Consider the following 24,437-nt stretch of genomic DNA (forward strand, 5'->3'; position numbering starts at 1 on the left):
TGTTTCTCTTTTGGTGTCTCTTACTTGAGGAGCATCATCTTTCTCGTCTGATGATAATCTCCGGCATCGAGACGGTAGAAATACACGCCCGAGGCAACCGCGGCGCCGTTCTCGGAACGGCCGTCCCAGACCACCGAATGGTTGCCGGCCGGGAGACTTCCGTTGAAGTTCCGCACCAGCTTGCCTTCGACGTTATAGATGCTGAGAACATAGTCGCTTGCTTCAGCGAGGGCGAATCCGATAGTCGTATTCGGGTTGAACGGGTTCGGGTAGTTCTGTTCGAGTGAGAAGCTCGTCGGCAACAAGTTCGACTTATAAGCGATCTCATACGGACGACCCTGGTAATCGACAATCTCAGCCTTGGTCATACTCAGGGTACCGTCACCGCTGTACGGGATCTGCAGGATCGAATGTTCACCCATTTCGATACGCTCGGTGCCCATGTTGTAAACCAGCAGGCGCAGTTCGTTGTCCTCGATATTCCAGGCCAGATCCATCTTCTCGGCATCGGCCGTCAGTGTCGGCTCATCGATCTCGATATCACCCTCGAGGTCGAAGACGAACAGCGCCGCTCCTACCTCACCGGTTGACCGGGTGGTTACATCGATATTACTGGCTTCCGTAGTCGTCGTCAGAACCAGGTCATCGGGATACGGGATGATCTTCGGAATCGGATCGGCGTCACCGATAATGACACGGATCAACAGAACCAGGTCGGCTACCGACAACGTCACACCGTCGGCGTTGACGTCGGTCGCGGCAATCTGACCCGGAATACTGACCACGAACACATCCAGACCGTAGATGAAGTAGTTCGAGAAGAGCACCGCGTCGGCGATTTCATAAGCCGTGCCGTTGAGGTTGATATCCCCGCGATCGTCGATCGAATCGGGGTGAATCACGCAGATACCGCCGTCGTAGAACTCGATGCAACGAATCGGGTCGACTTTGCCGTCACCGAAACATTCATCACGCGTACCCAGTCCGTAAGGACGCGCCGACTCGGGATAATTGACATCGTCCATTTCATCCCAACGCAGGTAACCTTCGGGGTTATAGATGCGCAGGTCGACATAGAGGTCGTTACCGGTCGTATCGGAAACCGCGTTGTCGCCGCAGTCGTAAGTTACGAAGTTGATCGGCAGGAACTGGTCGCCCAGGTTCTGGTCGTTGGCCACCTGGAACTGTATCCGCACCACCGCGCCATGCGGCGTGAGGGTTTCATCCGGCGGATGCGACGCACCGTTGTTGACGTCGGCGATAGCGACGAAGCGCACCACTCCGGACGGACAGGACGGTGAACAACTGGCCTCGTTCAGGGTGTACCGGAAATACTCCCAGCCCGTGCTGCCGTCATGTATTTCCGTATTTTCTATCGTGGCATAAGTGAAGCCCATAACCGAGGCATCGAAACTGATCAGGAGATCGAAACCGCCGATCGGTGTTTTGGCATCGATCGTCATGGTGACTTCCTTGACCAGACCAACCGGCGTACAATCGCCGCTTTCGAGGCCGATGTACATACAGACGTCACAGTCCTCTTCCTCGGTAACATCGACCGTGAACGAACCGGTAGTGATATTGCAGCCGTCGGTTACTTCGAAGCAGAACTCGTAAGTACCGAAACCGTCCGGGACGAAGCAGACTTCACCGGAGTCATTGGTCACCTCGGTGAATGTGCCGGGACCGCAAGTCATGGTAATGGTGACATCGGACTCGACATCCTCGGCCCAGATGCCGTCGATGCAGATATGGTCAGTGTCGTCCGGGCACCGCTCGAACGAGAATATCTCCGTCGGCAGATGCAGGATCGGATCCTGATCCCGGGTTACTCTAAGGACGGTTTCACAGGTATCACTGATGCAAATGCCGTGGGCGATGGTCAGAATCTCGTACTGACCGGCCTCAGTAATCGGCACGCAGACATAGCCGTTTTCATAAGTAGCGCCGAGCACCTCGATACTGTCCACGATGCCGCTGAACGATACCGGCAGGCAAACCTCGACCGGATCGGCCAGACAGAGCAACGTGTCGACCGCACCGCGGCATTCCACCACCGGCGGATTGTCGACCACGACATCCATCGTAAACGAACAGGAGTCGATACCGCAGGTAGCCTCGGCCCGGACCCAGATCTGTATCGTTCCAGTTTCCTGGAACTCGACACAGACTTCACCGGTCTGCGGATCATAGGTGCCCGTAGGACTAATCGTCACAATCGCATCCTGAGGGCTGACCGGCACCACCACGCAAACCTCGCCCGGGGTACAGAGAGTATCGTACTGTACGCCGTTCGGACACAGCACGAGCGGTACGCCGCCTTCAACCAGGGTCAGAGTCAGACTGTCGGTTGCGGTGAGACCACATTCATCGCGGGCCGTAATAACGATCGTGTAGGTACCAAAATCGGGCGGGGTGAAACAGACCTGATCGTCGATCACCACACCGAGCGAACTCTGTACCTCGATGATGTTATTATCCGGATCAGCGGCAGTATAATCGAAACATATCTCATAAGGCTCACAAGCCGTTATGGTCGTATCGTTGGCGGCGGTCAAAGTCGGACCGCTGTTAAATGTCGAGTTGATCGTGAAACTGCATGTGTCGGAGCCACAGTCGTTAATAGCGATCAACGTAATGACCTGCACGCCCGGCTCCAGGATCGGCACACAAACCTGATCACCGTTGATATAGCCGCCCTGTACCTCTACCTGCTCGGTCGTGGCCGAAGCCGTGAAGTTAAAGCAGAGAGTATCCGCCTCGCAAAGCAGAACGGTCGTATCGCCGGGACAGGTGATGGTCGCCGGATCCAGGAAGATCACCTCGACATAAACACGGCAGGAGTCTTCGTTGCACTCGGCTGAACCAAGCACATCTATCGTGTAAATACCGGCGGTATCGGCGAAGAAACAGAGCTGGTTATCGGCCCATTCACCGAAGCTGGTGTTGATCTGATAGCCGGAACCGGCAATCGCCAGGTCGACACAGATTTCTTCCGGACCGCAAACCGGCGGAGCTGCGATAGTCTCGGTCGGGCAGTCGATATAAACGAAGTCACCTGTCTCAACATTGACACAAGCCGTCAGAGTGTCGGCCAGGCCGCAGGAATCGACGGCGTAAACTTCTACACAGTAGGTGCCGTTGGTATCGACGGTGAAGCAGATCTCACCCGTTTCCTCGTTATAAGTACCCCAGTCGGTATAAACTTCAGCCAGGTTGTTGTCGGGATCGATAGCCTCGATCGGGACACAAACCTCCGGCACACAAGTCGAGATCAATGAATCCGCCCACTCGTAGATCAGATAAGGCGCGCTGTTGAAATCGACCACGACGGAAATATCATCACTGGAGACTTCGCCGCAGGAATCCTCGGCCGTAACCGTCAGGATATAAGTCCCGCTGGTGTCGGCATCGAAACAGACCATCGAATGCACGGCATCATACCAGCCGTTATCCACTATTACCGAGTAGAGATTGTCGTTCTGATCGGTTATGCCGACCGGCAGACAAACCTGCTCGGGGCCACAGACCATCAACGAGGTATCCGGGGGCAGGATCACCAGCGGTGGGGCGTTACATTCGATCGTAACCGTAAAGCCGCATTCGTAAACGTTGCAGGGAGTGGTTACCTTGATCGATACATGATTGGTATTGCCGCACTCGGTATAGAAACAGACCGTGCCGGTTTCATAGTCGTACCAGGTGTTGATACCCGAGACCTCAACCGTCGCTTCCTGCGGGATGCCGTAAACCGGCAGGCAGACGGTATCACCGGTGCAGGAGAACAGGACGGTATCGTTCGGGCAGACCAGATCGGCGCCCTGGTCGGTCATAACGTATATGTTGGCCGTATCGGAAGCGGTTTCGGCACAACTATCGGTAACGGTCATGATAACCGTGTACATGCCGCTGTCGTACGGCGTGATGCAAATCTCACCGTTGTTGTAGGTGCCGCCGATCACTTCGATATTGGCAATGTTGTTTTCCAGATCGTTCAACTCGACCGGCAGACAGATCGGTTCCGGATTACAGAGATAGACTGAAGTATCCGGACCCATGACCAGCGTCGGAGCGGTGTTGACGATCACATCGATATGAACCGTATCGATTGCCGCCAGACCACAGGAGTCGATAATCTGGACGATCATGTCATAGCTGGCGGAATGGTCGGCCCAGAAGCAGACCCGGCCCGAGGTCGGATCGTACTCACCCACGTTGGTCGTGATTTCCTGATAAGTGGCGTTGGTTTCGACATCGACACAAATTTCTTCCGGCTCACAGATATTGACCACGAAATCCTCACCCAGATCCAGGGTTGGTGTCTCGGCCACTTCAGCCATGATTACGGTCGTGTCGGCAGCCATAGCGCCACAGGTATCGGTAGCTGTCGCAATTATGACATAGGTGCCGGTCGTGTCGATATCGACACAGATACGATCCTGTTCCGGATCATAAACACCGGCCGTTAACGTAATATCCAGGTTGTCTCCGTCAAGGTCGCTTATCTCAGCCGGGAAACAGACCGCCTGCGGCATACAGAGATAAACATCGAAATTGTCGCCCAAAACGACCGACGGCGGCGTATTCAGCTCGATTGTCACCGGAATGATGCAGGTATCGGCAGCCGCACAGGAATCGACGGCAACAACCGTAATCTCGAACTGACCGGAGCCTTCGGCGTTGAAGCAAATCTCATTGCCGTTGATGGTCGCATTACCCGAAGTCACCTCGACCGACTGGAGATTCCCGTCGATATCGGTAACGTCAAGCGGGAGACAGAACTCGGTCGGTTCACAGAGAGAGAACTCCTGAGGACCGGGGCAAGTCAGTTCCGGCGGGCTGTTGAGCTCGATCGTCACCACCACGGTATCGGTAGTTGAGAGATCGCAGGAGTCGATCACCGTAGCGATAACGGTATATTCACCGGCGGTTTCCGGCGTGAAGCAGAGTCTGCCGCTGGCCGGATCGTACTGGCCGATGTTGGTCATAAATTCGGAATAATCAGCCACCGTGTTGACATCGATGCAAACCGGCATGATATCACAAAGCATCAGGCTGAAATCATCACCGAGGCTCAGGAACGGCGGTTCATCCGGCACTCCGGTCACGACCACCGTATCGACGTCGTCGAGTCCGCATTCATCGGTAACCGTGACGATCAACGTATAGTCGCCTTCCTCGGAGATATCGAAACAAACCTTACCGGTCTGAGGATCGTATACTCCCGTGCTCGGGACGATACTGACCAGGTTGTCATCGACATCGCCGGCATCAACCGGGACACAAACCTGGGTCGTGCCGCAGAGCCCGACTTCGAAATCCGGACCGAGATCGACATACGGACCGGTATTAAAGATCACCGTAACGACGGTCGTATCCACGGCGGTAACGTCGCAGGTGTCGGTTACCGAACCGATGATCGTGTAAGTACCGGCGGTATCGGCCAGGAAACAGACGGCGCCTTCGTCGTTCAAAATCCCAAAATTGAACTCCGGCGTCAGGATTTCTCCGTTCGGATCGGAATAACGCACCGGCACACAGATTTCTTCGGGTTCACAGAGGAACCGCTCGAAATCGTCACCCATGGTGATAGTCGGCGGTTCGTTGCTTTCGATGGTAACGGCAACCGTGCAGGTATCGGCAGCGCCGCAGGAATCGGCGACAGCGATCACGACTTCGATTTCACCGTTGAGAATCGGATCGACACAAACATAGCCGTTGTCGTAGAAAGCGTTGCCGGAGAGAATCACCGGCGTTAGAATTTCGCCGTCCGGATCGGAAAATTCGATCGGGAAACAATAGGAGGAGCTGTCCGGATCACAGGAAGCAAACTGCTGCGCTTCCGGACAAACGATGGTCGGCGGGCGATTGATAATCACCGTTATCCGAACCGTGTCGGGATCACAAGGCGGGCAGGTAATGGCCGCCTCACCGAATTTATCTATGGAGCAGGGATCGGCAACGCAATAAGCGAACACGTAAGTCGCCGAATCCACCTCTGCCGGCCAGAAACAGGTCTGACCGGTGTTGTTGTCTATTTGAGTGAAAACACCGGGGCCGTCGATCTGCGAAATGACCAGATTGTCACCGTCGTAATCTTCGGCAAGAATTTCGAAACAAATTTCTTCACGCTCGCAAAGCACGACCGTCGAATCGTATCCGAACAACTCCGGTTCGGTGTTTAACGTTATCGAATCGTAAATCCAGGCCGTGTCGGCGGCGCAACTGTCGGCGACTTCGTACTGGAAGGCGTACACACCGCTGGTGTCGCCGATGAAATAAGTAACCGCGCCCGTGGCCGGATCGATATAACCGTCGCCGAACAAGAGCGTAAAGGTAAGAATATCACCGTCGGCATCGGTCACGGTCGGATAAACCGTCCGTTCCTCCGGGAAACAGAAAGAGCCGCTCTTATAGCCGTCTTCGGCAACCGGCGGATTGTTGAGCGTCCAGGAAACATTCAGCGTGAACTCGCAATAAGCACCACAGTTATCGTAACCGCGAATCACTACCGGATCGACGTCCGGATTGTCGTTCAGATTCCACGGCGTGAAGCACCAGGAGTTATCGATAATGGAACCGAATCCGGAGACCAGTTCGAAATGACTGAAGTTATCGTCGACATCGCTCGCGGCCAGATCGAGGCAGTATTCTTCGGGAGTGCACAGCACCAGATCGATATTGTCGGTCGGCGTCTCGTTGACCGGCGCCGAATTCACCGTAATACTGAAGGTGTACTCATCGGAATCCATCGCCTGACACTCGTCTACGGCCGTCACGCTGATCGAGGTTATTTGCGGATCAGCCGTGAAGCAGAGAGTATCGCCATGAAGCGTACCGTAGCTGACCGTCAGGCCAACCAGGTTGCCGTCAGGGTCGGTGGCGGTGAAACCGGGGACACAAATCTCTTCACCGATTTCACAGACAAAGAACTCACCGGGAGCGGGGATATCGTTAACCGGCGGCTGGTTGACGTTGAAATCGACCGTAAAGGTCTGCTCGTCATAAGCGCCGCAGGAATCATAAGCGCGAATCGTCACAGTCTCGGAGCTACCGGCTTCCGGCGGCGTGTAACACCACTGGTCGCCTTCGACATAACCGTTACCGCTCACCAGTTCGAAACCGGCGAAATTCGTATCGGCGTCATCAGCCTCCAGATTAAGACAGATCGGTCTGGTCTCACAAATGAAGAGACTGGTATCGTTGATCTCGGTCATGGTCGGAGCACTGTTGACGATCACGTAAATCGGCATATCGCAGACAGAGCTCTCGCCGCACTCGTCGATGACGGACATTTCGATCCGGTTGTTCCCCTCGATCGGCATGAAACAGGTGCCCTCGGGGTTGTACTGAACCGGCTGACCGTTTATAGTCAGATTGATTTCGGCAATGTTGTCGTCCACGTCGGAGACATGCAGGTTCGGCAAACAGAACTCGGTCAATTCACACATGAAGATCGGTTCCGAATAATCCAGGCAGTCGAAAACCGGCGGGCTGTTTTGCTCGATCGTCACCGTGAATTCCGAGGTGCAGGAAGCATCGCATTCGTCCACACACTCGATTTGCACGGTGTACTCACCGGCGCCCGGAGCATCGTAAATCCAATAGCCGTTTTCAATGGTTCCGGGACCTTCGACAACCGAGCATCCGACAACGTTGAAGTCGGGGTCGATCGTTCCAACCGGAACCGAGACCGTACCGGCGCCGCAGACGAAAAGTGTGGTGTCTTCGGGAACGACACAGGTTGGCGGAGTGTTGGCAACCACGGTCACCAGCATCTCATCGGTGCGATAATCTTCACACTCGTCATAAGCGGTGACACTGATCGTGTAAACACCGGCGGTATCGGCGGTGAAGCAGAGCTTGCCGGTGGCCGGATCATACTGACCGATATTGCTCGTGACGCGGGCCAGGTTATCATCCGGATCGCTGACGCCGACCGGCAAACAGAGCGTCTCACCTCCACAGGAGAAGAGTGTTGTATCGGGCGGCAGCAGCACCAGCGGGGTGCGGTTGCAGTTGACGGTCAGATCGAACGTGCAGGTGTAGGTAGCACAGGGGGATTCGACCAAAACCGTTATATGGCTGGAGTTAGAACATTCACTGAAAATACCAACGGACTGGCGGGCATCATCCCACCAGGCGTTGAGACCCTGGACCGAAACCGAAATCTCCTCCAGGTCCGGAATTCCGCCAACCGGGACATAAACCGTATCCTTGTAACAAGTATAAATAGCGGTGTCACCGGGGCAGTCGAGCACGATATCCTGATCGGTGCGAATCGTCACCGAAGCAGTACCGACAGCGGTCAGACCGCAGGAATCGGTCACCGTAAGAGTAAACTCGAAAACGCCGTGATTGTAGGGCGTGAAACAAATGAATCCGTCTTTATAAGTTCCGCCGTCTATCGAGATGTCGGCAATGTTGCCATCCGGATCGGAAACTTCGACCGGCAGGCAAATCTCTTCAGGCAGACAGAGATAAATAGCCGTATCTTCGAACATCGTGACCGCCGGAGCGCTGTTCATGGTCACGTTGATATCGACCGTATCGACAGCAGTCTGAAGACATTCATCGGTCACCCAGACGATCAGACTGTAATTCCCGGGCTCGGAAACTTCAAAACAAACCTGACCGGTCTGATCGTTGTAATACCCCAGGCTTGATTCAACGCTGAACTGAGCGGCATCGGTAATCAGATCGACACATACCTCGCCCGGACCGCAGAGCAACAGATCCTGGTCGTCGCCGAGATCAACACTCGGGGCGGGCGGAGCAACGGTGGTAATCGTTATCGTGTGGTCATCCGTGAGGCCGCAGGCATCGGTCGCGGTGATCGTTACGTCGTAATTTTGATCCATACCGACCGGCACACAGAGCAAACCGGTTTCGGCGTTGTAGTTACCGAGGCTTGTACTTACTGACTCCAGATTGCCGTCGACATCACTGATATCGACCGGGATACAAACCTCATCCTCAACGCAGACAACCGCGGTGGTGTCGAAGATGGCCGTGATAGCGGGAGCCGAGTTGTACGTGACATGAACGAGGGCCGTATCGGCTACCGTCTGTCCGCAGATATCGACACCTTCGATGGTGAGCTGATAATCGCCTTCGGCGTTCGGCGTAAAGCAGATCGTCTCGGTCTGCAAGTCAATATCGCCGCCGGAGTATGAAGTAATTTCAAGGCCCTGAGAAACCGTAAACGGTACACAATAGAGCGTCGGTTCACACTGGGTAATAGCCCGATCGTCGCCAAGGTCGACAAACGGATCAATCGTCTCGGGAGCGGTTACGACCATCGTGTCGACATCGGTAAGACCGCACTCGTCGACAACCCAGGCCTCGATGTAATAAGTACCCGGGCCGGTTATCGAAACCGTGTTCTGAGTCAACAGGTCGATCTGTTGTCCCTCGAATATCGCATAAACGGAAACGATATTACCATCGGGATCGTCGACATTGTAGGAGATCGTAACATCCGCCGGATAGCAGGGATCGAGCGGATAGGTATCCGGCACATCGATGCTCGGCGGATTATTGAGCGTAACCACCAACTGAGCGGTGCAGAAAGCAGTCTGACCGACCGTGTCGGTGGCGGTAATTTCTATGGCATAAGTGCCGGCGGTATCAGGAGTGACACAAAGTTCACCTGAAACAGGGTCGATTGTCGCCTGACTGATCGCCGGGATACTGAACCGGAGATCGCCGGCGCCGGCGCTGTGGATGATCGTTGAGAAACACGAAGCCTGCCCCTCACAACCGAGGACCTCGTGCGGGGCGCCCGCCGAGACACATTCTATTTCGGGTTCTTCATATTCAACTTCGACATGGGCGCAGTCGATGGCCGCCAAAACGGCAACACGCTGATCGGGGAAGCAGGCACTGTTCGGGTCTTCAGTTTCGGACGGTTCCGACTCTCCCTCGTATTTCACGCCTATCACGTAGTTGCCGACGACATCGATGGTCAGGGTCGCGCTGGCCATTCCGGCGTCATCGGTAGTTACGGTCGCTACCGGGATATCATCGGGATCAACTCCGCAGTCGCCGATACGGGTGTAGAAACTCACCTCGCGGTTCGGCATCGGGGCAAACTGACCGTCGCAGCAGTTCTGCTCCAGCAACACCGTGACATCGAACGGAGTGCTGATTTTGACCGTGTCCGGCACGCTGACAAAAGTCAGACGCGAGTCGGTTTCGGTTGTTACCGAGGTTACCTCAACTCCCGAATCCTCACCGGTGGCAGTCACAACGATCGGATCGGCACCAACCACTGAGGCATCGATCAGCCACAGCGCAGAGATCCGACCGGAGGCGTCAGCCACGGTTGACCAACCGGCAAGCTCATCAGATTTCGAACCGTCAGCGTTCTGATGGGATACCAGAATCTGAACCGATTCACCCGGAGTAAAGCGAGCGCCCGAGACAATAAGACTGTCGCCGTCGGACCGGCCGGTAGCCAGTGCCGTTATATAAGCAGCATCATCCTGCGTTTCGTAAGGAACCGCAGAACCAGTCTTTGTCAAAACGTCGCCCTCGGCAGCTACAGCCGCCGAAGCAAGTATGATCAGGATTGAGAGTATTGATATAAGTCCTGAAGACCACGACCGCATATTTACTTCCTCCAGAATACATTAAGGGTGCACTCATACGTAAAAGGCACCCGGTATTTTTCGCGCACATCTTGAGCATTCAGGGACGCTCTATTTCGAAGCAGTCCCCCCGGTAAGCGCACATCGTGCGACCTGAATGCAATTAGGGAAACAGGTGTCATTTCGAAGTAATCTGATGTGTAAAACCTGCTCCGCTTCACGAGCATTTTAATATACCTTCTTTGCTCAAAAAGTCAACACGCATTAGTCTGATCTTTCAATGATGCAATAATCAGGCCAAGCCGTTAATTCGTTAAATCCTTGTCACTTACAGCCCCCGGCAGGACCGGAGTGCACCCGTTTGCGGCATTAGTGAACCATCCTTAACAGATTGTGCTCCAGGATGTCTTTCAATCCCCTGATTAGACACTATCCAGAAGACCAAATACCCTGACAAGCTGCCGGAGGGAATGGTTGAGAGAGCTCTTCTGCGGCGGAGACAAGCCCCACTGCTACGAGTTTATTGAAACACCTGTAACATGAATTAGAAACTATCGAGACAGGTGTTTCCTGCAGGGCTTTTCGCGGTTACACAAAACAGCCGGACAGCCGTCCCAGAAGTAGCAGGAGCTGTCGATTCAGACTATCTAACTCGTTTAGTGCTGGCATGATAAGATGAAGTCTCTTATATTTCTATCATAGGGGGGAGTACCATAATGTGTGCTCGACTGATTAATTACGTCTTCATTCTTAGCTTGTCTGTTTTGTGGCCGTTTTGGTCATCGGTCGCGGCGATTGACGACTCTAGCCGCTTACTTGAAACGCAACAGGCTTTATCCGAAACAGACAGCACCCAAATAACCTGGCCCTCCACCTTCGGGTTGCATCGTACCTCCAAATACAGTACCTCAGTCGGGCACCTCGGCTATCTCGGCCGCGACGCCGACCCCGGCTTCGAGTTCCCCCTCAATTCCGGCACCAATTATCTATGGGGAGGCTGGTTTCTAGTTGGAGGAATCCTGGGTGAAGACACCCTGGTATCAAGCGCCAACATCTGGTATGAAATGCCCGATACGGTCGAGGGATCCTATCCGATACAGGGAGCTCGCGAGTTATATGCTGCCGACGCCGTCAGCGACGACATGCCGGGTATGAGGCCCTTCCAGTTCACCGGTGGGGCCGGTTGTGTCAGTCATATTGTTGATACTTTTACGACTCAACATGGCTTTTCGGGATTGCGATTTCCTAACTTCCTCGGGAATTATCATCGCCCGCTGCATCTTGAAATCACCCAGAAAAGTTATTCGGTCGATCATGCCCCCTATCGCAATATCCTGTTGTTGGACTATACGTTAACGAACATCGGAACCGATACGATCCGGGATGTTTATTTTGGTCTTCATTTGGATCCCGACGCTACCGCAGCCGAGGACGACTTGTTCGGTGCGAGCGATGATCTCACCGCCTCCCTGCGTGATATATCGACAGCCGTGTTATACGACAACGACGGCAATCCCGAGAGTGGTGCTTATTTGAGTCCGACCTGTGTAACGGACGCGATTGGGATGCGCCCTACCCGGATTTTCCCCGAAGTTTCCGACACCAACTATAACTGGTCGTATCGTGGTTCAGCAATCGACTTTGGACCACGCCTCAAAGGCACCCCCGAGGATCCCTTCCGCCGTTTCCTTACCGGGAATACCGGTCTTACGGTCGGTGATGAGGAGCAGTATTATGTTCTCCGTCATAAGGAATGGGATTATGACCAGGTTGAAGTTGCCCGTATTACCAACGATGACCCGCTTTGGCTCGATGCGGCCGAAGCTCGTAACAGAGCTATTCAAACAGGCGCCGATGTGCGTATGGAACTTTCCGTCGGCGCCGTTGACCTGCCTCCGGGCGAATCGCAACGGCTTCTGTTCGCCCTTTTCTGCGGTGAATTGGTGCATCTCGATCCATTCAACTATACGAACAATCTGTTGAACGGCGACATCGACCGCTATCGCAACAACCTCTACTGGGGCCTGATGCGCGAGACCGCCGCATACGCTATGGAGATGTCGGAAGAAATAGTTGATCCGATGCTCCAGCCGCCGACCAGTCTTGAGTTGATCCAACTGGATGGACAGGAAGCCCGTTTTCGTTGGGATTCATGGGTTTTCCCGGATGTTGTCGGTTACCGTTTGACGCTTACCCCTCTGCCCCGCACCAGGGCCGAGATACATAATATCATGACGCCGATAGTCAGCACAATCTACACTCACGGCCGTGAAGGTATCGTTGAAGATCTACCGCTCAATCGTCGCTTTTTGGTTACAATCTCTCACGTGACCGACCATGGAATCGGACCGGCTTCGGAACCGCTCCTGATCGGCGATGAAAACCTCGCCTATGTCCTGCCGTCAGTTACAACCAGGCGAAGGTATGCCTACTATGAACCAGGAGACACTGCCGTGGTTATCGACTGGATCAGACCAACCGGCAAGGAATTGTATTATTACAAGATATACAAAACCACGGACTCCCTGATCGCCGCCAACCGTTATCAACCGTTTATCGTGGCGGACACCATTTCTGATTTGGATGATCCCTGGTTTTGTTTTAAACAGAACGATATCAATTACTGCTATTACCAGATGCAGGCTTATGATTCTACCTTCGATGAATTCACGACGGAGTATTACGACACGGCTTTCGCCGACGGCGCTTATTACTGGGTGTCGGCTGTACCTTATCCCGGCTATGAATCGCCGATGTCCGATCTGATTCAGGTCCGGTCAACAGCACCGGCGGAGCGAGACATCCTGATAGTCATCGGCGGCGTCGGCACCCCGGTCGATTTTTCCATACTTGATTCAATCAGAACTTTCTACGATCGGGTCATGGACGGATTCGATTACGATCTTTATGTCTGGTCCGACACCATGCGTTATGCCGAGGCCTGTACCAGCGGTGTCTGTTTCAACTTCGAGGATTTCGCTCGATACCGTCTGATCCTTATCGAAGAATACGCCAATCCGAACATCCTCGGGCTCTACAATGATACCGAACGCGACCTGTTGACACGTCTGGCCGATGCCGGGCGTAATCTGGCCTATTTCGGTATTCCTCCGGGGCGGGAACGAGTTTCGGCCAATATGACCGCTGATTGTCTTACCTACGACGCGGACTTGTTCGAACATCGCTATCTCGGTTTGGATTCCTCACTGCTGCGCGTCTGGCGGGAAGATTACAATGTGACTCATTCACGGGATTATCTGGCCGGATTCAATGCGGCTTTCCCCGCCGGCGACAATTGGCCGGAGTTACATTACGACACTTCCCGGAACTGCCTTGGAGGGGTATTCGATGTTTTCTTCGAGGAAGATTACTGCCTGCCGCATACCCCGGCCCTGATGCCGTCATCGGAAACCGAGATCATTTATCGCTATGGCTCCCTCTACCCGGAGACATCGGAACTGACCGGTTTGCCGTGTGGTGTTGTAAATCAATTCCAGCATTCACTTGTCTATTGTTTCTCGTTTCACCTCTGGGCCATGGAGGAATCTCCCGCCCGCGATCTGATCTCCCGACTGGCCGAAGAACCTCAGGTCTCACCGCCGGTACAGTTACCGAATTACCCGACCCTGTCCCAAAACTATCCGAATCCGTTCAATGCCGGTACGATGATCGAATTTTACTTACCAAGAGACGGACTGGTGCACCTGGATATTTTCAATTTGTTGGGACAAAAGGTAAGAACTCTGCTGGATGGTGAGTTTCTTCGCGGTCGACGTTCCTACCGCATCGAATGGAACGGACAAAACGAAACCGGCCGCGAGGTTGCGACCGGTATCTATTTCTATCGCCTGACTCTCGACCAGGCGGTTCAGACCAGAAAGATGCTTCTAATCCGATAAATCAGTTGCCGCCGAGAATAATCGGCAGACCGCCGTCGTCGTTGCCGACGATCACCACTTTCGTGTTCTGTGACTCGGCTATTTTCAGCGTAGCCTCGATCCCCTTCCACTTCAGCAATGAGGGCGTAATCCCGGAACTGACGATTTTCTGGAATTCGGCAATACCCTGAGCCTCGATCTTCTTGCGCTCGGCTTCTTTTTTCTCCTTCTCGATCTCGAAATCCATCCGCTGGGCGTTCTGATCGGCCGTCAGCTTGAAATTGATCGCCTCCGAGATTTTTGCCGGAATGGTTACGTCGCGGATCAGGACATTTTCGATCGTAACGTATTTATCGGTCACCGCCGCACGCAACTCGTCCACCATCGCCTTGGCCATCTCTTCTCGTTTGGTGGAATAAATCTCCTCCGGTTTATAACGCCCCGCCACCGTTCGTGAGATACCCCGAAGCATCGGCGCTACGGAGACATCATAATAATCCGGACCGACCGTCACCTGCAACGAATCCAGTTTGCCCGCCTCCGGGCGATACAATACGGAGACCTCCATCTTGATCGTCGCGCCGTCGGAGGACAACACCGTCAGGAGTTCTTTTTGTTCCTGAAGTTGTACCTTGTAAACGAACATCTTATTCCAGGGCATATGCCAGGCAAAGCCCTCCGGATAGATTTTACCGAATTCGGTGCCGCTGCCGAACTTGGAATAAAAAACGCCTCGATGACCGGAGTCAATTTGAGTCCCGCAACCGACTACTCCGGCAGCGAAAGCCGCCAATAGAAAAAGCGGCAATAAGCGTGTTAAAGTCGATTTCATACTACCTCCTTGATATCTCAGTTTTTTGTTTTCCATGTCCGTTGTCGAAGAATACCGGCGATCATCGGAGATATTCAACAAAAATGGCCCGAGTGTTTCGGGCCATCTTGGTCGACATTTGCTGTCGGAATCAATCCTTAACGCGAATCGCCGTCCCCCAGAAACCACCGTATCGGTCGGGATAACGTGATTCATAAAACCACAGCATGTTGAAATTGAGCGAAGTGGTGTCGCACAACCAGAGAGTATCGAGATACTCATCTTCCTCAATCCGATCCGCAGTGGAGGTAGTCCATCCGGAATCGCTCATGTAAGTAACCCGAAGCCTGACAGAACCGTCCGAGATCGAATACGGCACATTAAGGGCGGTAAGAACCAGCCGCGATCCCTTTTTCACCTCCGGGATGTCTGAAAGTAACATATAGGGCATCAGTGTTTTGCCGGCAACGGTATCGACATCGAGGTACAGGGAACCCGTCTCAGGATCGACCTTACGACTATAAACATACTTCAGATATTGGAAATACTCGTACTGGAAACCATCGGCATCGATTTTAGCCGCGCCCTCGGGCTGCAGGTAAATATCCATCCCGGAAGCTTGACTACCACCTCTCGTTTGCGATAGATTCACGGCATGAAGTACCCATCCTGCATACACGTCGGTACTGACAATACGCAGGAAATACCCCCAGCGAATCAAATAACGGGTTTGATATTCATACGTAGTATCAACCCCAAGCACGCGCTGGATGCGGACATAGAAATCATCATAAATGCGAACTTCGTTGTCGTCCGCCAATCCGAACGGTGACCCGTGGTCTTTCTCTACCGAATCGGGAGTTATATACTGAGTAACATAGCGATTGACTGAATCGACCAGTATCCGATACTCGGCGCCGGGGTCAGAGTCCTTGTAGTACGGTTCATCCGAAAACACCCCTTCAGTGGTAAACAACTCTTTCGCCATCGGGACTTGTCTGAGATACCGAAGAATCTCATCATCGTCCATAACGTTGTAGACGTCTCGTTCGCTGCAGGCGACGCCAATCATAACGACTGCCGCTGAAATTACGACGATAAAAGCTGCACCGGACCACAGCGCTTTATTTCTTTTCATATATCCTTTCTCGTGCCTGTGTTCTACTTTTTATACGAATCAGATGCCCCGGACGTCAACTCTCACCTTCTCGATTTTCTGCCCTTGAGTTGCTCTTTCATCCGCTTAATTTCATCGCGCATGACCATAGCGGTTTCAAAATCAAGATTGTCGGCAGCCTTTTTCATCGCTTTCATCATGAAAGCCAGTTGATCCTCGGCCGACATACGAACGAACGAGTCAGGTTTCTCAAAATCGGTTTCCTCGGCCGTTTTGCTGTCGGCAAACTGTGTGGCCCGGATGATTTCCTCGCGTGTTTTAAAAATCGTCTCCGGGTTTATATTATTGTCCTGGTTATACTTAAGCTGTTTTTCGCGACGCCGATTGGTTTCCTCGATGGCTTGTTGCATCGAACCGGTGATTTTATCGGCATACATTATAACCTCGCCGTTTTTATTGCGGGCAGCGCGTCCGGCCGTTTGTATCAAGGCCCGAGCCGACCTGAGAAATCCCTCCTTATCGGCATCAAGTATAGCCACCAGCGACACCTCCGGAAGATCCAATCCCTCACGCAGCAAGTTAACTCCGACTAAAACATCAAATTCCGCCAGACGAAGGTCTCGGATAATCTCAGTCCGGTCAATCGAGGCGATTTCACTGTGAAGATACCGTACTCGTACCCCGTGTTTGGTCAGATAGTCGGTTAAATCCTCCGACATCCGTTTGGTCAATGTCGTTACCAGCACGCGCTCCCCCTTGGCTCGTCGCTGTCGCACCTGCTCCAGGAGATCATCCACCTGGGTAGCCAAAGGTTTTACCGTAATGATCGGATCGAGCAAACCGGTCGGACGAATCACCTGTTCCACAATCACTCCTTCGGCTTTTTCCAATTCGTAGTCGGCGGGAGTAGCGGAAACATAGATAACACGAGGCGTCATCTGTTCGAATTCGTTGAACAACAGCGGCCGGTTGTCCAGAGCCGAAGGTAACCGGAAACCGTGCTGGACCAATGTCTCCTTACGGTTACGATCACCGGCGTACATGGCGCCGATCTGGGGAATGGTCTGGTGTGATTCGTCAATAATGGTCAAGAAATCATCGCCAAAGAAATCGATCAGACAGAAAGGCCGCTCGCCCGGCTTACGGCCGGTAAGATGCCGGGAGTAATTCTCGATGCCGGAACAATAGCCGACCTCCTTCAGCATCTCCAGATCGTATTTCGTCCGCGACTCCAGCCGCTGGGCCTCCAGAAGCAGATTTTGAGATCGAAGTTCCTCCAGCCGCTCGCGCGTCTCCTGTCCGATTGACTTGATGGCGGTTTTGAGTTGATCGGGGGATGTGATGAAATGTTTGGCCGGGTAGATTGCGATACGCTTCTTCTCGTTCAGGACCTCTCCCGTCAACGGATTGACCTCGGTCAGCCGCTCGATTTCATCACCATAAAATTCGATACGAAGGGCATTTTCGTAGTAAGCCGGAATCAACTCGATTGTATCGCCTCGTACCCGAAAACGTCCACGCGAAAAATCAATCTCGTTACGGTTATAATGAATATCAATCAACCGCCGGATTACCTCATCGCGGTCCCATTCCATCCCCTCTTCCAGCACGATAAGCTGCCGCCGATATTCTTCCGGGGAACCGAGACCATAGATACACGACACCGATGCAACTATAATGACATCGCGCCGTTCCAGGAGCGAAGCCGTAGCCCGCAACCTGAGACGGTCGATATCCTCGTTGACCGAAGTGTCTTTCTCAATATAAGTATCCGTACTTGGGAGATATGCCTCCGGCTGGTAGTAGTCATAATACGAGATAAAAAACTCCACCGCATTGTCCGGAAAAAACGCTTTCAGCTCTCCATATAATTGCGCCGCCAGCGTCTTATTATGTGAAATAACCAACGTCGGTCGACCATAGCGGGCAATAACATTGGCCATCGTAAAGGTTTTACCGGAACCGGTTACCCCCAATAAAACCTGGTGGTTACGTCCGGCTTCCAGCCCCTCCACCAACTCATCAATAGCCTGGGGCTGATCCCCTCTGGGCTGATAGCTCGATTTGAGGTGAAATTCACCTTGTGGAATGCGGTTCAATTCATTTGCCATCTGATTACCATCCGAGCCCTGGGCGCGGCCTAAACTTTTTAATATATGTAGCTTATCCCCGGCAACAAGGCCAAAAAAAGAACCTGAATTCACGAAAACCATCACATCTTTATGGAACTTGTAATCGATACGAAAGTCTAAGTTTGTGACTTGGGCGAAAAATAGAACCGAATCAGGTACGATAAATATGCCTTGACTAAAAGGCTTGATTTGTTACCTTTGGAGGCTTAGTCTTAGCTGTTTATTGAGTTCTACTTTGGAGGATTGTTAATGTACGCCGTTTTTCAGATAAGCGGTTTCCAGTTTAGCGCCGAAGAAGGTGACACTGTTCAGGTGCCCCTGCAAAAAGCATCCGATGGCGACAAGATCTCCATCACCGAAGTGCTGTTAGTGAAAGACGGCGACAAGTCAGTCGCGGGACAGCCGTTCGTTGCGGATGCCTCGATCGAAGCCGAAGTGATCGGTCACGGTAAGGGGGATAAGGTGATTGTGCACAAACACAAACGCCGCACCAAGTACCGCCGTACTACCGGTCATCGTCAGGATTACACTGAACTAAAGATCAACCGCATTTCAGCTCCGTTGAGCTGACAAACAAACGGAAACTGTGACCGCAAGGGCAAGGACAGCTCTACTCACCATTCTGGCGCTGATTGCGTTCGTAACTACAGCCTCGGCTCAGGTTCGCTACCGGATTATCGAGGTGCAGATCGAGGGCAATCAGACCGCCTCTCGTTCTCTGATCATGGGTGTCTCGTCACTCAAGGTCGGGAGTGATCTTACCCCTACCGCGGTTTCAGAGACCATCCGCCGTCTCTACGGCCTGGGATTCTTTAAGGATATCCAGGTCGAAGCCGAAGAAGTTCCGGGCGGCGTAAAAATCTTTGTCGTGGTTAAAGAGCTGCCCAAACTGGGCAGCTTGACCTATTCCGGTAATAAGCAAATCAAGACCAAGGACCTCGAAGAGGCCCTCCGCCTCGGTGTCGGCGGATACATTTCCCCGTATCTGATCCAGGAAAAGAAAACCCATATTGAGGACCTCTATGCCGAGAAGGGGTATTTCCGGGTCGAGGCTACTCCCGTCCTGACTTATAACTTCGACTCGACCATTGCCGATCTGGAGTTCAAGATTGACGAGAAATCCAAGGTTAAGGTCGAGAAAGTGGTCATGTATGGAAACAGTCAGGTTGATGCCGGTGACGTGATAGGCAAAATGCGTAACCGCAAACGCGGATTACTGAAAAGCTCGAATTTCGCCCAGGATAAGTACGATGAAGACCTGGGTAAGGTAATCGATGAATTCCACAAACGCGGCTTTATCGACGCCCATTTGATTTCGGACTCGATGTACATCGATACTCTTCGCAATCGCATGACGATCTACCTCAACGTTTACGAAGGGCCTCGGTATTATTTCGGCAACGTGGAGATTACCGGCTGCGAATGTTTACCGGCGGACTATCTTGAAAGCCTGATTAAATTCGATTCCGGCGATGTTTTCAACTCCGAGAAATACGATGAATCGTTGAACGAAATCCACTCCGCCTACTGGGACGTCGGCCACCTTCATTCCCGGGTAGACGATGTCCGCACCACGCGGCAGGATTCGGTTATCGATGTCAGCTACGATATTTCCGAGGGTCTCCCCTCGCACGTGAAAATGATAAGTATTATCGGTAACAACCGAACCAAGGATCGGGTGATCCGTCGCGAGATATCGATGCTGCCGGGCAATGTCTTCCGACAAGACCTCCTTATTCGCTCGGTGCGCGATGTCATGGCGCTCAATTATTTCGAAAGCGCCGTGCCTACTCCGCTGGCTCTTCCCAACGGTGACGTGGATATCGAGTTCGAAGTAACCGAAAAACGCACGGGTGAAGTCATGGCCGGCGCCGGTTACAACAGTCAGGACAAACTAGTCGGCAACGTCGGGATAGGTATTCCCAATTTCCGAGGTATGGGACAGAACGTCGCCTTCAACGTCGAGTTTGGCAGCAACCGCAACTCGTTCTCCGCCTCGTTCTCCGAGCCCTGGCTGTTCGGTTACCCCACCTCGATGGCCCTGAGTTTGTACACGATCAACCGCAACTGGTACGATGAATACATCGAAGGCAGCCAGGGCGGCTCGATCCGGATCGGTCGGCGTCTGCGCTGGCCCGACAACTACTTCCGCATCTATGCCTCTTACGGTCTGGAACGGACACGCTATTACGATTTTGACGACGACTACGAAAGCGAATGTTATTATAAATCGTATTATTACTACAATGATCCGTCGACCGACGACACGGTGCTCGATGAAGCTCTGGCGCAACACCTGTACAACCCCTACCCCGGCTCCATCGTCTCCTACAACGAAGAATGGCTGACCGGATCGACTTTATCTCTGACCCTGACGCGCGACTCGCGCAACCTGCCGCAGTTCGCTACTTCGGGCTCGAAAATGTCCTACACGATCGAACAAACGGGCGGTTTCCTGGGAGGCTTCTGGCACTACATGAAGCACAACTTCGAAATCTCCAAATTCATCCCGTTGTTCTGGAAGTTTTCGCTCGGAGCCAAGTTAAACTATGCCGTGGTCACGTCGCCTTCCGGGGATGATCGCATCCAGGTCTCCGACCGCTTCACTCCGGGCGGCACCGATTATGACGGCACGGTACGCGGCTACGACGGCGGTTCGTTGACTCCCGATACCCTGGTCGCGGCTTCTGATACGACTTTCCTCTACGATGACCCAGACATGATTCCGGGGGTGGACCCGCCGGACGACACGCTTTACACTTCATTCACCACCAGGGTCCGCGGCAAGTACATGCTGGTAACGAATATCGAATTGCAATTCCCCATCGTTGAGCGGCAGGTTTACGGTATGCTGTTTTTCGACGCCGGCAACTCCTGGCTGCACAAGGAAAATATCAAACCGTTCCACGATCTTTACCGCGGCGTGGGACTCGGATTCCGTATCGTCGTACCTGGAATAGGTACGATTGGATTTGACTTCGGCTACGCCCTTGATGATCATGACGGTGACGGGAGAGGCTGGAAACCACACTTCCAGATTGGATCGACCTTTAGATAGCAAATTATCAGGTTTTTATAGGAGTTGACTATGCGCAAAACAGTAGTGTCCATCCTAAGTATCATTGCCGCGGTTCTGCTGATGCAGGCAGCAGCGGTTGATGTACAAGCTCAGGGCGTCCGTATCGGGTTCGTTCAGGACGAACAAATCAAAATGCAATACAAGGCCTGGCAGCGAGCTCAGGAAGAGTGGGAACTCGAAGCCCGCGCCTGGGAAGATGAAGCTACTGCCAAACAGCAGGAATTGACCGACCTCCAGAACGATTATGAACGGCAGAAGTTGATTCTTTCCGACGAGAAGAAGCGTGAGAAAGAAGCCGCCATCAATGCCAAGATGGAAGCACTCGATGCTTACACCCGTCAGATCTACGGTCCCAACGGGACAGCCGAAAAGAAACAGCAATCGTTACTGCAACCGTTGCTGGAAAAAATCACTAAAGCGATCGAAGACGTCGCCGTCGAAAACGACTATGATGTAATCTTCACGCTGCAAAGCGGTCTGGGATACATCAAACCGACCTACGATGTCACCGAGATGGTGCTTCAGAAACTTGAAGAAATCGAATAGCCTGGTTGAAATTTCCCTGGCCGAACTGGCCGGAAAAATCGGCGGTCGTCTCGAAGGAGACGACCGCGTTTTGATCGGGAGCGTAGCCCCGATCGAAATCGCGACTGAAGGTGAAATCAGCTTCGTTGCCAACTCCTCCTATGCCAAATTTGTCGAATCGACCAACGCTTCGGCCCTGATCCTCGATGAGGATACCCCTTCTGCCGGCAAGCCGTGTATTCGCCACAATAATCCCTATCTGGCTTTCGCGCTTTGTCTCGACATCCTGTATCCGACACCTCGCCAGGTCGAACCCGGCATCCATGAATCCAGCGTTATCGCCCAAACCGCCAGGATTGACAGTTCCGCCGGTATCGGTCCGCTCTGTCATGTTTGCGACGGCGCCGCCATCGGTGAAAACAGCCAGTTGATTTCATCGATCTACATCGGGAAAGATGTCTCGATCGGTAAAAACTGCCTCTTCTACCCCGGTGTCATGATCATGAACGGTTGTCGAATCGGGGACAACGTTATCGTGCATTCATCAACCGTGATCGGCTCGGATGGATTCGGTTTCGCCGAACATGAGCAGGGGATCAAGAAGGTCAAACAAATCGGTTGGGTCGAAATCGGCGACGAAGTTGAAATTGGCTCCAATTGCTCGATCGACCGCGGCGCCCTCGGACCGACCCGGATCGGTCACGGCACCAAGATCGACAACCTGGTGCAGGTTGCCCACAACGTTCAGATCGGCGCTTTCTCTATTCTCGTGTCACAGGTGGGGGTGGCCGGATCGACGAAGATCGGCAACGGCGTCGTACTGGCGGGACAGGTCGGTGTGGTCGGACATTTGAACATCGGCGATGGTGTCAAAGTAGCCGCCCAGTCCGGCGTTTCTCATTCCATCGAAGCGGGTAAAATCGTCCTGGGCTCACCGGCTCGGGAGATCGGACTCGCCCGCCGAATCGAGGCATCCGCCTCCCGACTGCCGGAACTGTTGAAACGCGTCAAACAACTCGAGAAAAAACTCTCGGAATAAATCAAGTCACGATCTGACTCTCTACCTCGGCCAGCTTCTCCCAGTTTGTCTGCATTTGTTCGATGTTGTTGATCAACTCCGCGGAAGCGGTACGGACCGACTCATGTCGAATCACCTCCAGGATATCCCATTGCTGCCTGTTGATGATCTTCATATCCACCACTCGTCGACAGAGTTCTTCACTGCACAGGTTGATATCGTTGGCCAACTGCTGAACCTGGGGATTCATCGACCGCATCTTCATCCGCGTATTGAGATCCCCGGCAGCCATCTCGCGCAAATGCAGACTGAGTTGCTCCAGTTCACGATTCAAACCGGCCATGGGTAAAATGCGCATGATAGCCACTGCCACAAGCGCCGCTACCGCGGCTGATATCATGTACGGCATAACTGTTATGGCGGCGATTGCTGCCCCGGAATAAGCTGAGGCCATTAAACCCGCGTCCGAAACCTGGTTGAAATATACTACGACCGCAACGGAGATAACCAGGGCCGAACCGGCCAGAACCGATATCGTCGATGACACACTGGGAAGATCGTTAGCACGCTTCGCCATTATAACCACTCCTTTATTTCAAATCCGCAGGACACCACCCTTTTATGGTAGAAATTGAGAACTGCATATCCTGTGCCGGACAACCTGCAATATCGGTTAAATGATGTAATCGCCCGTCCCGCCTGTATCCCCGGTAATTTGGGGCTGCCGATCGAGCCAATCAAAAAAGCCCCGCAAACCGGAGTTTGCGAGGCTTTTGAACAATGATCTGTCCGACGACTGATCAGAACGGGAGATCGTCGTCTTCACCGGCCGTTTCGGGAGGAGGCGGACCAGGCGGAATCGAATCCCCGCCACCGGAACCGCCGCCGGAATCACCGCGACCGCCGAGGAATTGAATTGTCTGTGTAATCACTTCCGAGATATACCGCTTGTTGCCGTCCTTATCGTCGTACGAACGGTTCTGAATACGGCCCTCGATATATACTTCCCGGCCTTTTGACAAATACTCTTTGGCCAGCTCGGCCTGACGGCCCCAGGCTACGATATTGTGCCAGGTTGTCGACTCCTGCATCTGGCCGTCCTGCCCCTTCCAGCGTTCGCTGGTAGCCAATGAAAACGAGGCTACCGCCTTTCCGCTCTGGGTATACCGAAGTTCCGGATCCTTACCCAGTCTGCCTATCAGAATTGCCTTGTTTACGCTCATAGTCTCCCTCGTGTTAGTTGTCATTCCACACAATGCGCCAATATAGGGTTGCGGCGGGGCGG

General features: G+C 53.2%; 11 protein-coding genes. 5 read left to right on the forward strand and 6 right to left on the reverse strand.

The window, feature by feature from the left end; genetic code table 11:
- Window positions 1-20: 20 nt before the first annotated feature.
- On the reverse strand, window positions 21-10,526 hold the full coding sequence (locus PLF13_08945) for a FlgD immunoglobulin-like domain containing protein (protein ID HOP07403.1): 10,506 nt from the start codon (window positions 10,524-10,526) through the stop codon (window positions 21-23).
- A 782-nt stretch (window positions 10,527-11,308) separates the two neighbouring features.
- Between PLF13_08945 and PLF13_08950 the strand changes: the two genes are divergently transcribed.
- On the forward strand, window positions 11,309-14,491 hold the full coding sequence (locus tag PLF13_08950) for a T9SS type A sorting domain-containing protein (protein HOP07404.1): 3,183 nt from the start codon (window positions 11,309-11,311) through the stop codon (window positions 14,489-14,491).
- 1 nt (window position 14,492) lies between these two features.
- Here PLF13_08950 and PLF13_08955 read toward each other — a convergent pair whose 3' ends face one another.
- From PLF13_08955 to uvrB, 3 genes are all read right to left on the reverse strand, one after another.
- Window positions 14,493-15,302, reverse strand: a complete 810-nt coding sequence (locus PLF13_08955; protein ID HOP07405.1) for a prohibitin family protein — start codon at window positions 15,300-15,302, stop codon at window positions 14,493-14,495.
- 130 nt (window positions 15,303-15,432) lie between these two features.
- Complete coding sequence (locus PLF13_08960; GenBank protein HOP07406.1) at window positions 15,433-16,419, reverse strand: hypothetical protein; 987 nt, start codon at window positions 16,417-16,419, stop codon at window positions 15,433-15,435.
- 62 nt (window positions 16,420-16,481) lie between these two features.
- Window positions 16,482-18,509 carry an excinuclease ABC subunit UvrB gene (gene uvrB / locus PLF13_08965; protein ID HOP07407.1) on the reverse strand — a complete coding sequence of 676 codons (2,028 nt, stop codon included), beginning with the start codon at window positions 18,507-18,509 and terminating at the stop codon, window positions 16,482-16,484.
- Between the two features lie 270 nt (window positions 18,510-18,779).
- Between uvrB and rplU the strand changes: the two genes are divergently transcribed.
- The 4 genes from rplU to lpxD are packed head-to-tail and all read left to right on the forward strand — an operon-like array spanning window position 18,780 to window position 23,173.
- The gene (rplU, locus tag PLF13_08970; protein ID HOP07408.1) at window positions 18,780-19,100 is read left to right on the forward strand and encodes a 50S ribosomal protein L21; all 321 of its coding nucleotides are present in this window, start codon (window positions 18,780-18,782) and stop codon (window positions 19,098-19,100) included.
- 16 nt (window positions 19,101-19,116) lie between these two features.
- Window positions 19,117-21,588, forward strand: a complete 2,472-nt coding sequence (gene bamA, locus PLF13_08975) for an outer membrane protein assembly factor BamA (GenBank protein HOP07409.1) — start codon at window positions 19,117-19,119, stop codon at window positions 21,586-21,588.
- A gap of 30 nt (window positions 21,589-21,618) precedes the next feature.
- The gene (locus PLF13_08980; GenBank protein ID HOP07410.1) at window positions 21,619-22,155 is read left to right on the forward strand and encodes an OmpH family outer membrane protein; all 537 of its coding nucleotides are present in this window, start codon (window positions 21,619-21,621) and stop codon (window positions 22,153-22,155) included.
- The gene (gene lpxD / locus PLF13_08985) at window positions 22,139-23,173 is read left to right on the forward strand and encodes a UDP-3-O-(3-hydroxymyristoyl)glucosamine N-acyltransferase (GenBank protein HOP07411.1); all 1,035 of its coding nucleotides are present in this window, start codon (window positions 22,139-22,141) and stop codon (window positions 23,171-23,173) included. Before PLF13_08980 ends, lpxD begins: the two co-directional genes overlap by 17 nt.
- 1 nt (window position 23,174) lies before the next feature.
- Here the strand turns inward: lpxD and PLF13_08990 are convergent, their stop codons facing one another.
- Window positions 23,175-23,729 carry a hypothetical protein gene (locus PLF13_08990; GenBank protein ID HOP07412.1) on the reverse strand — a complete coding sequence of 185 codons (555 nt, stop codon included), beginning with the start codon at window positions 23,727-23,729 and terminating at the stop codon, window positions 23,175-23,177.
- Window positions 23,730-23,952: 223 nt separating this feature from the next.
- Window positions 23,953-24,375, reverse strand: coding sequence for a single-stranded DNA-binding protein (locus PLF13_08995; GenBank protein ID HOP07413.1), 423 nt, complete (start codon window positions 24,373-24,375; stop codon window positions 23,953-23,955).
- Between the last annotated feature and the right edge of the window lie 62 nt (window positions 24,376-24,437).

Source organism: Candidatus Zixiibacteriota bacterium, assembly GCA_035380245.1.
GTDB lineage: Bacteria > Zixibacteria > MSB-5A5 > GN15 > FEB-12 > DAOSXA01.

Excerpts from the sequence above, each read along its gene's own strand:
- PLF13_08995 (HOP07413.1), bottom strand. The coding sequence starts at position 24,375 with ATGAGCGTAAACAAGGCAATTCTGATAGGCAGACTGGGTAAGGATCCG.
- rplU (HOP07408.1), top strand. The coding sequence starts at position 18,780 with ATGTACGCCGTTTTTCAGATAAGCGGTTTCCAGTTTAGCGCCGAAGAA.
- PLF13_08990 (HOP07412.1), bottom strand. The coding sequence starts at position 23,729 with ATGGCGAAGCGTGCTAACGATCTTCCCAGTGTGTCATCGACGATATCG.
- PLF13_08960 (HOP07406.1), bottom strand. The coding sequence starts at position 16,419 with ATGAAAAGAAATAAAGCGCTGTGGTCCGGTGCAGCTTTTATCGTCGTA.
- PLF13_08980 (HOP07410.1), top strand. The coding sequence starts at position 21,619 with ATGCGCAAAACAGTAGTGTCCATCCTAAGTATCATTGCCGCGGTTCTG.
- PLF13_08950 (HOP07404.1), top strand. The coding sequence starts at position 11,309 with ATGTGTGCTCGACTGATTAATTACGTCTTCATTCTTAGCTTGTCTGTT.
- PLF13_08955 (HOP07405.1), bottom strand. The coding sequence starts at position 15,302 with ATGAAATCGACTTTAACACGCTTATTGCCGCTTTTTCTATTGGCGGCT.
- uvrB (HOP07407.1), bottom strand. The coding sequence starts at position 18,509 with ATGGCAAATGAATTGAACCGCATTCCACAAGGTGAATTTCACCTCAAA.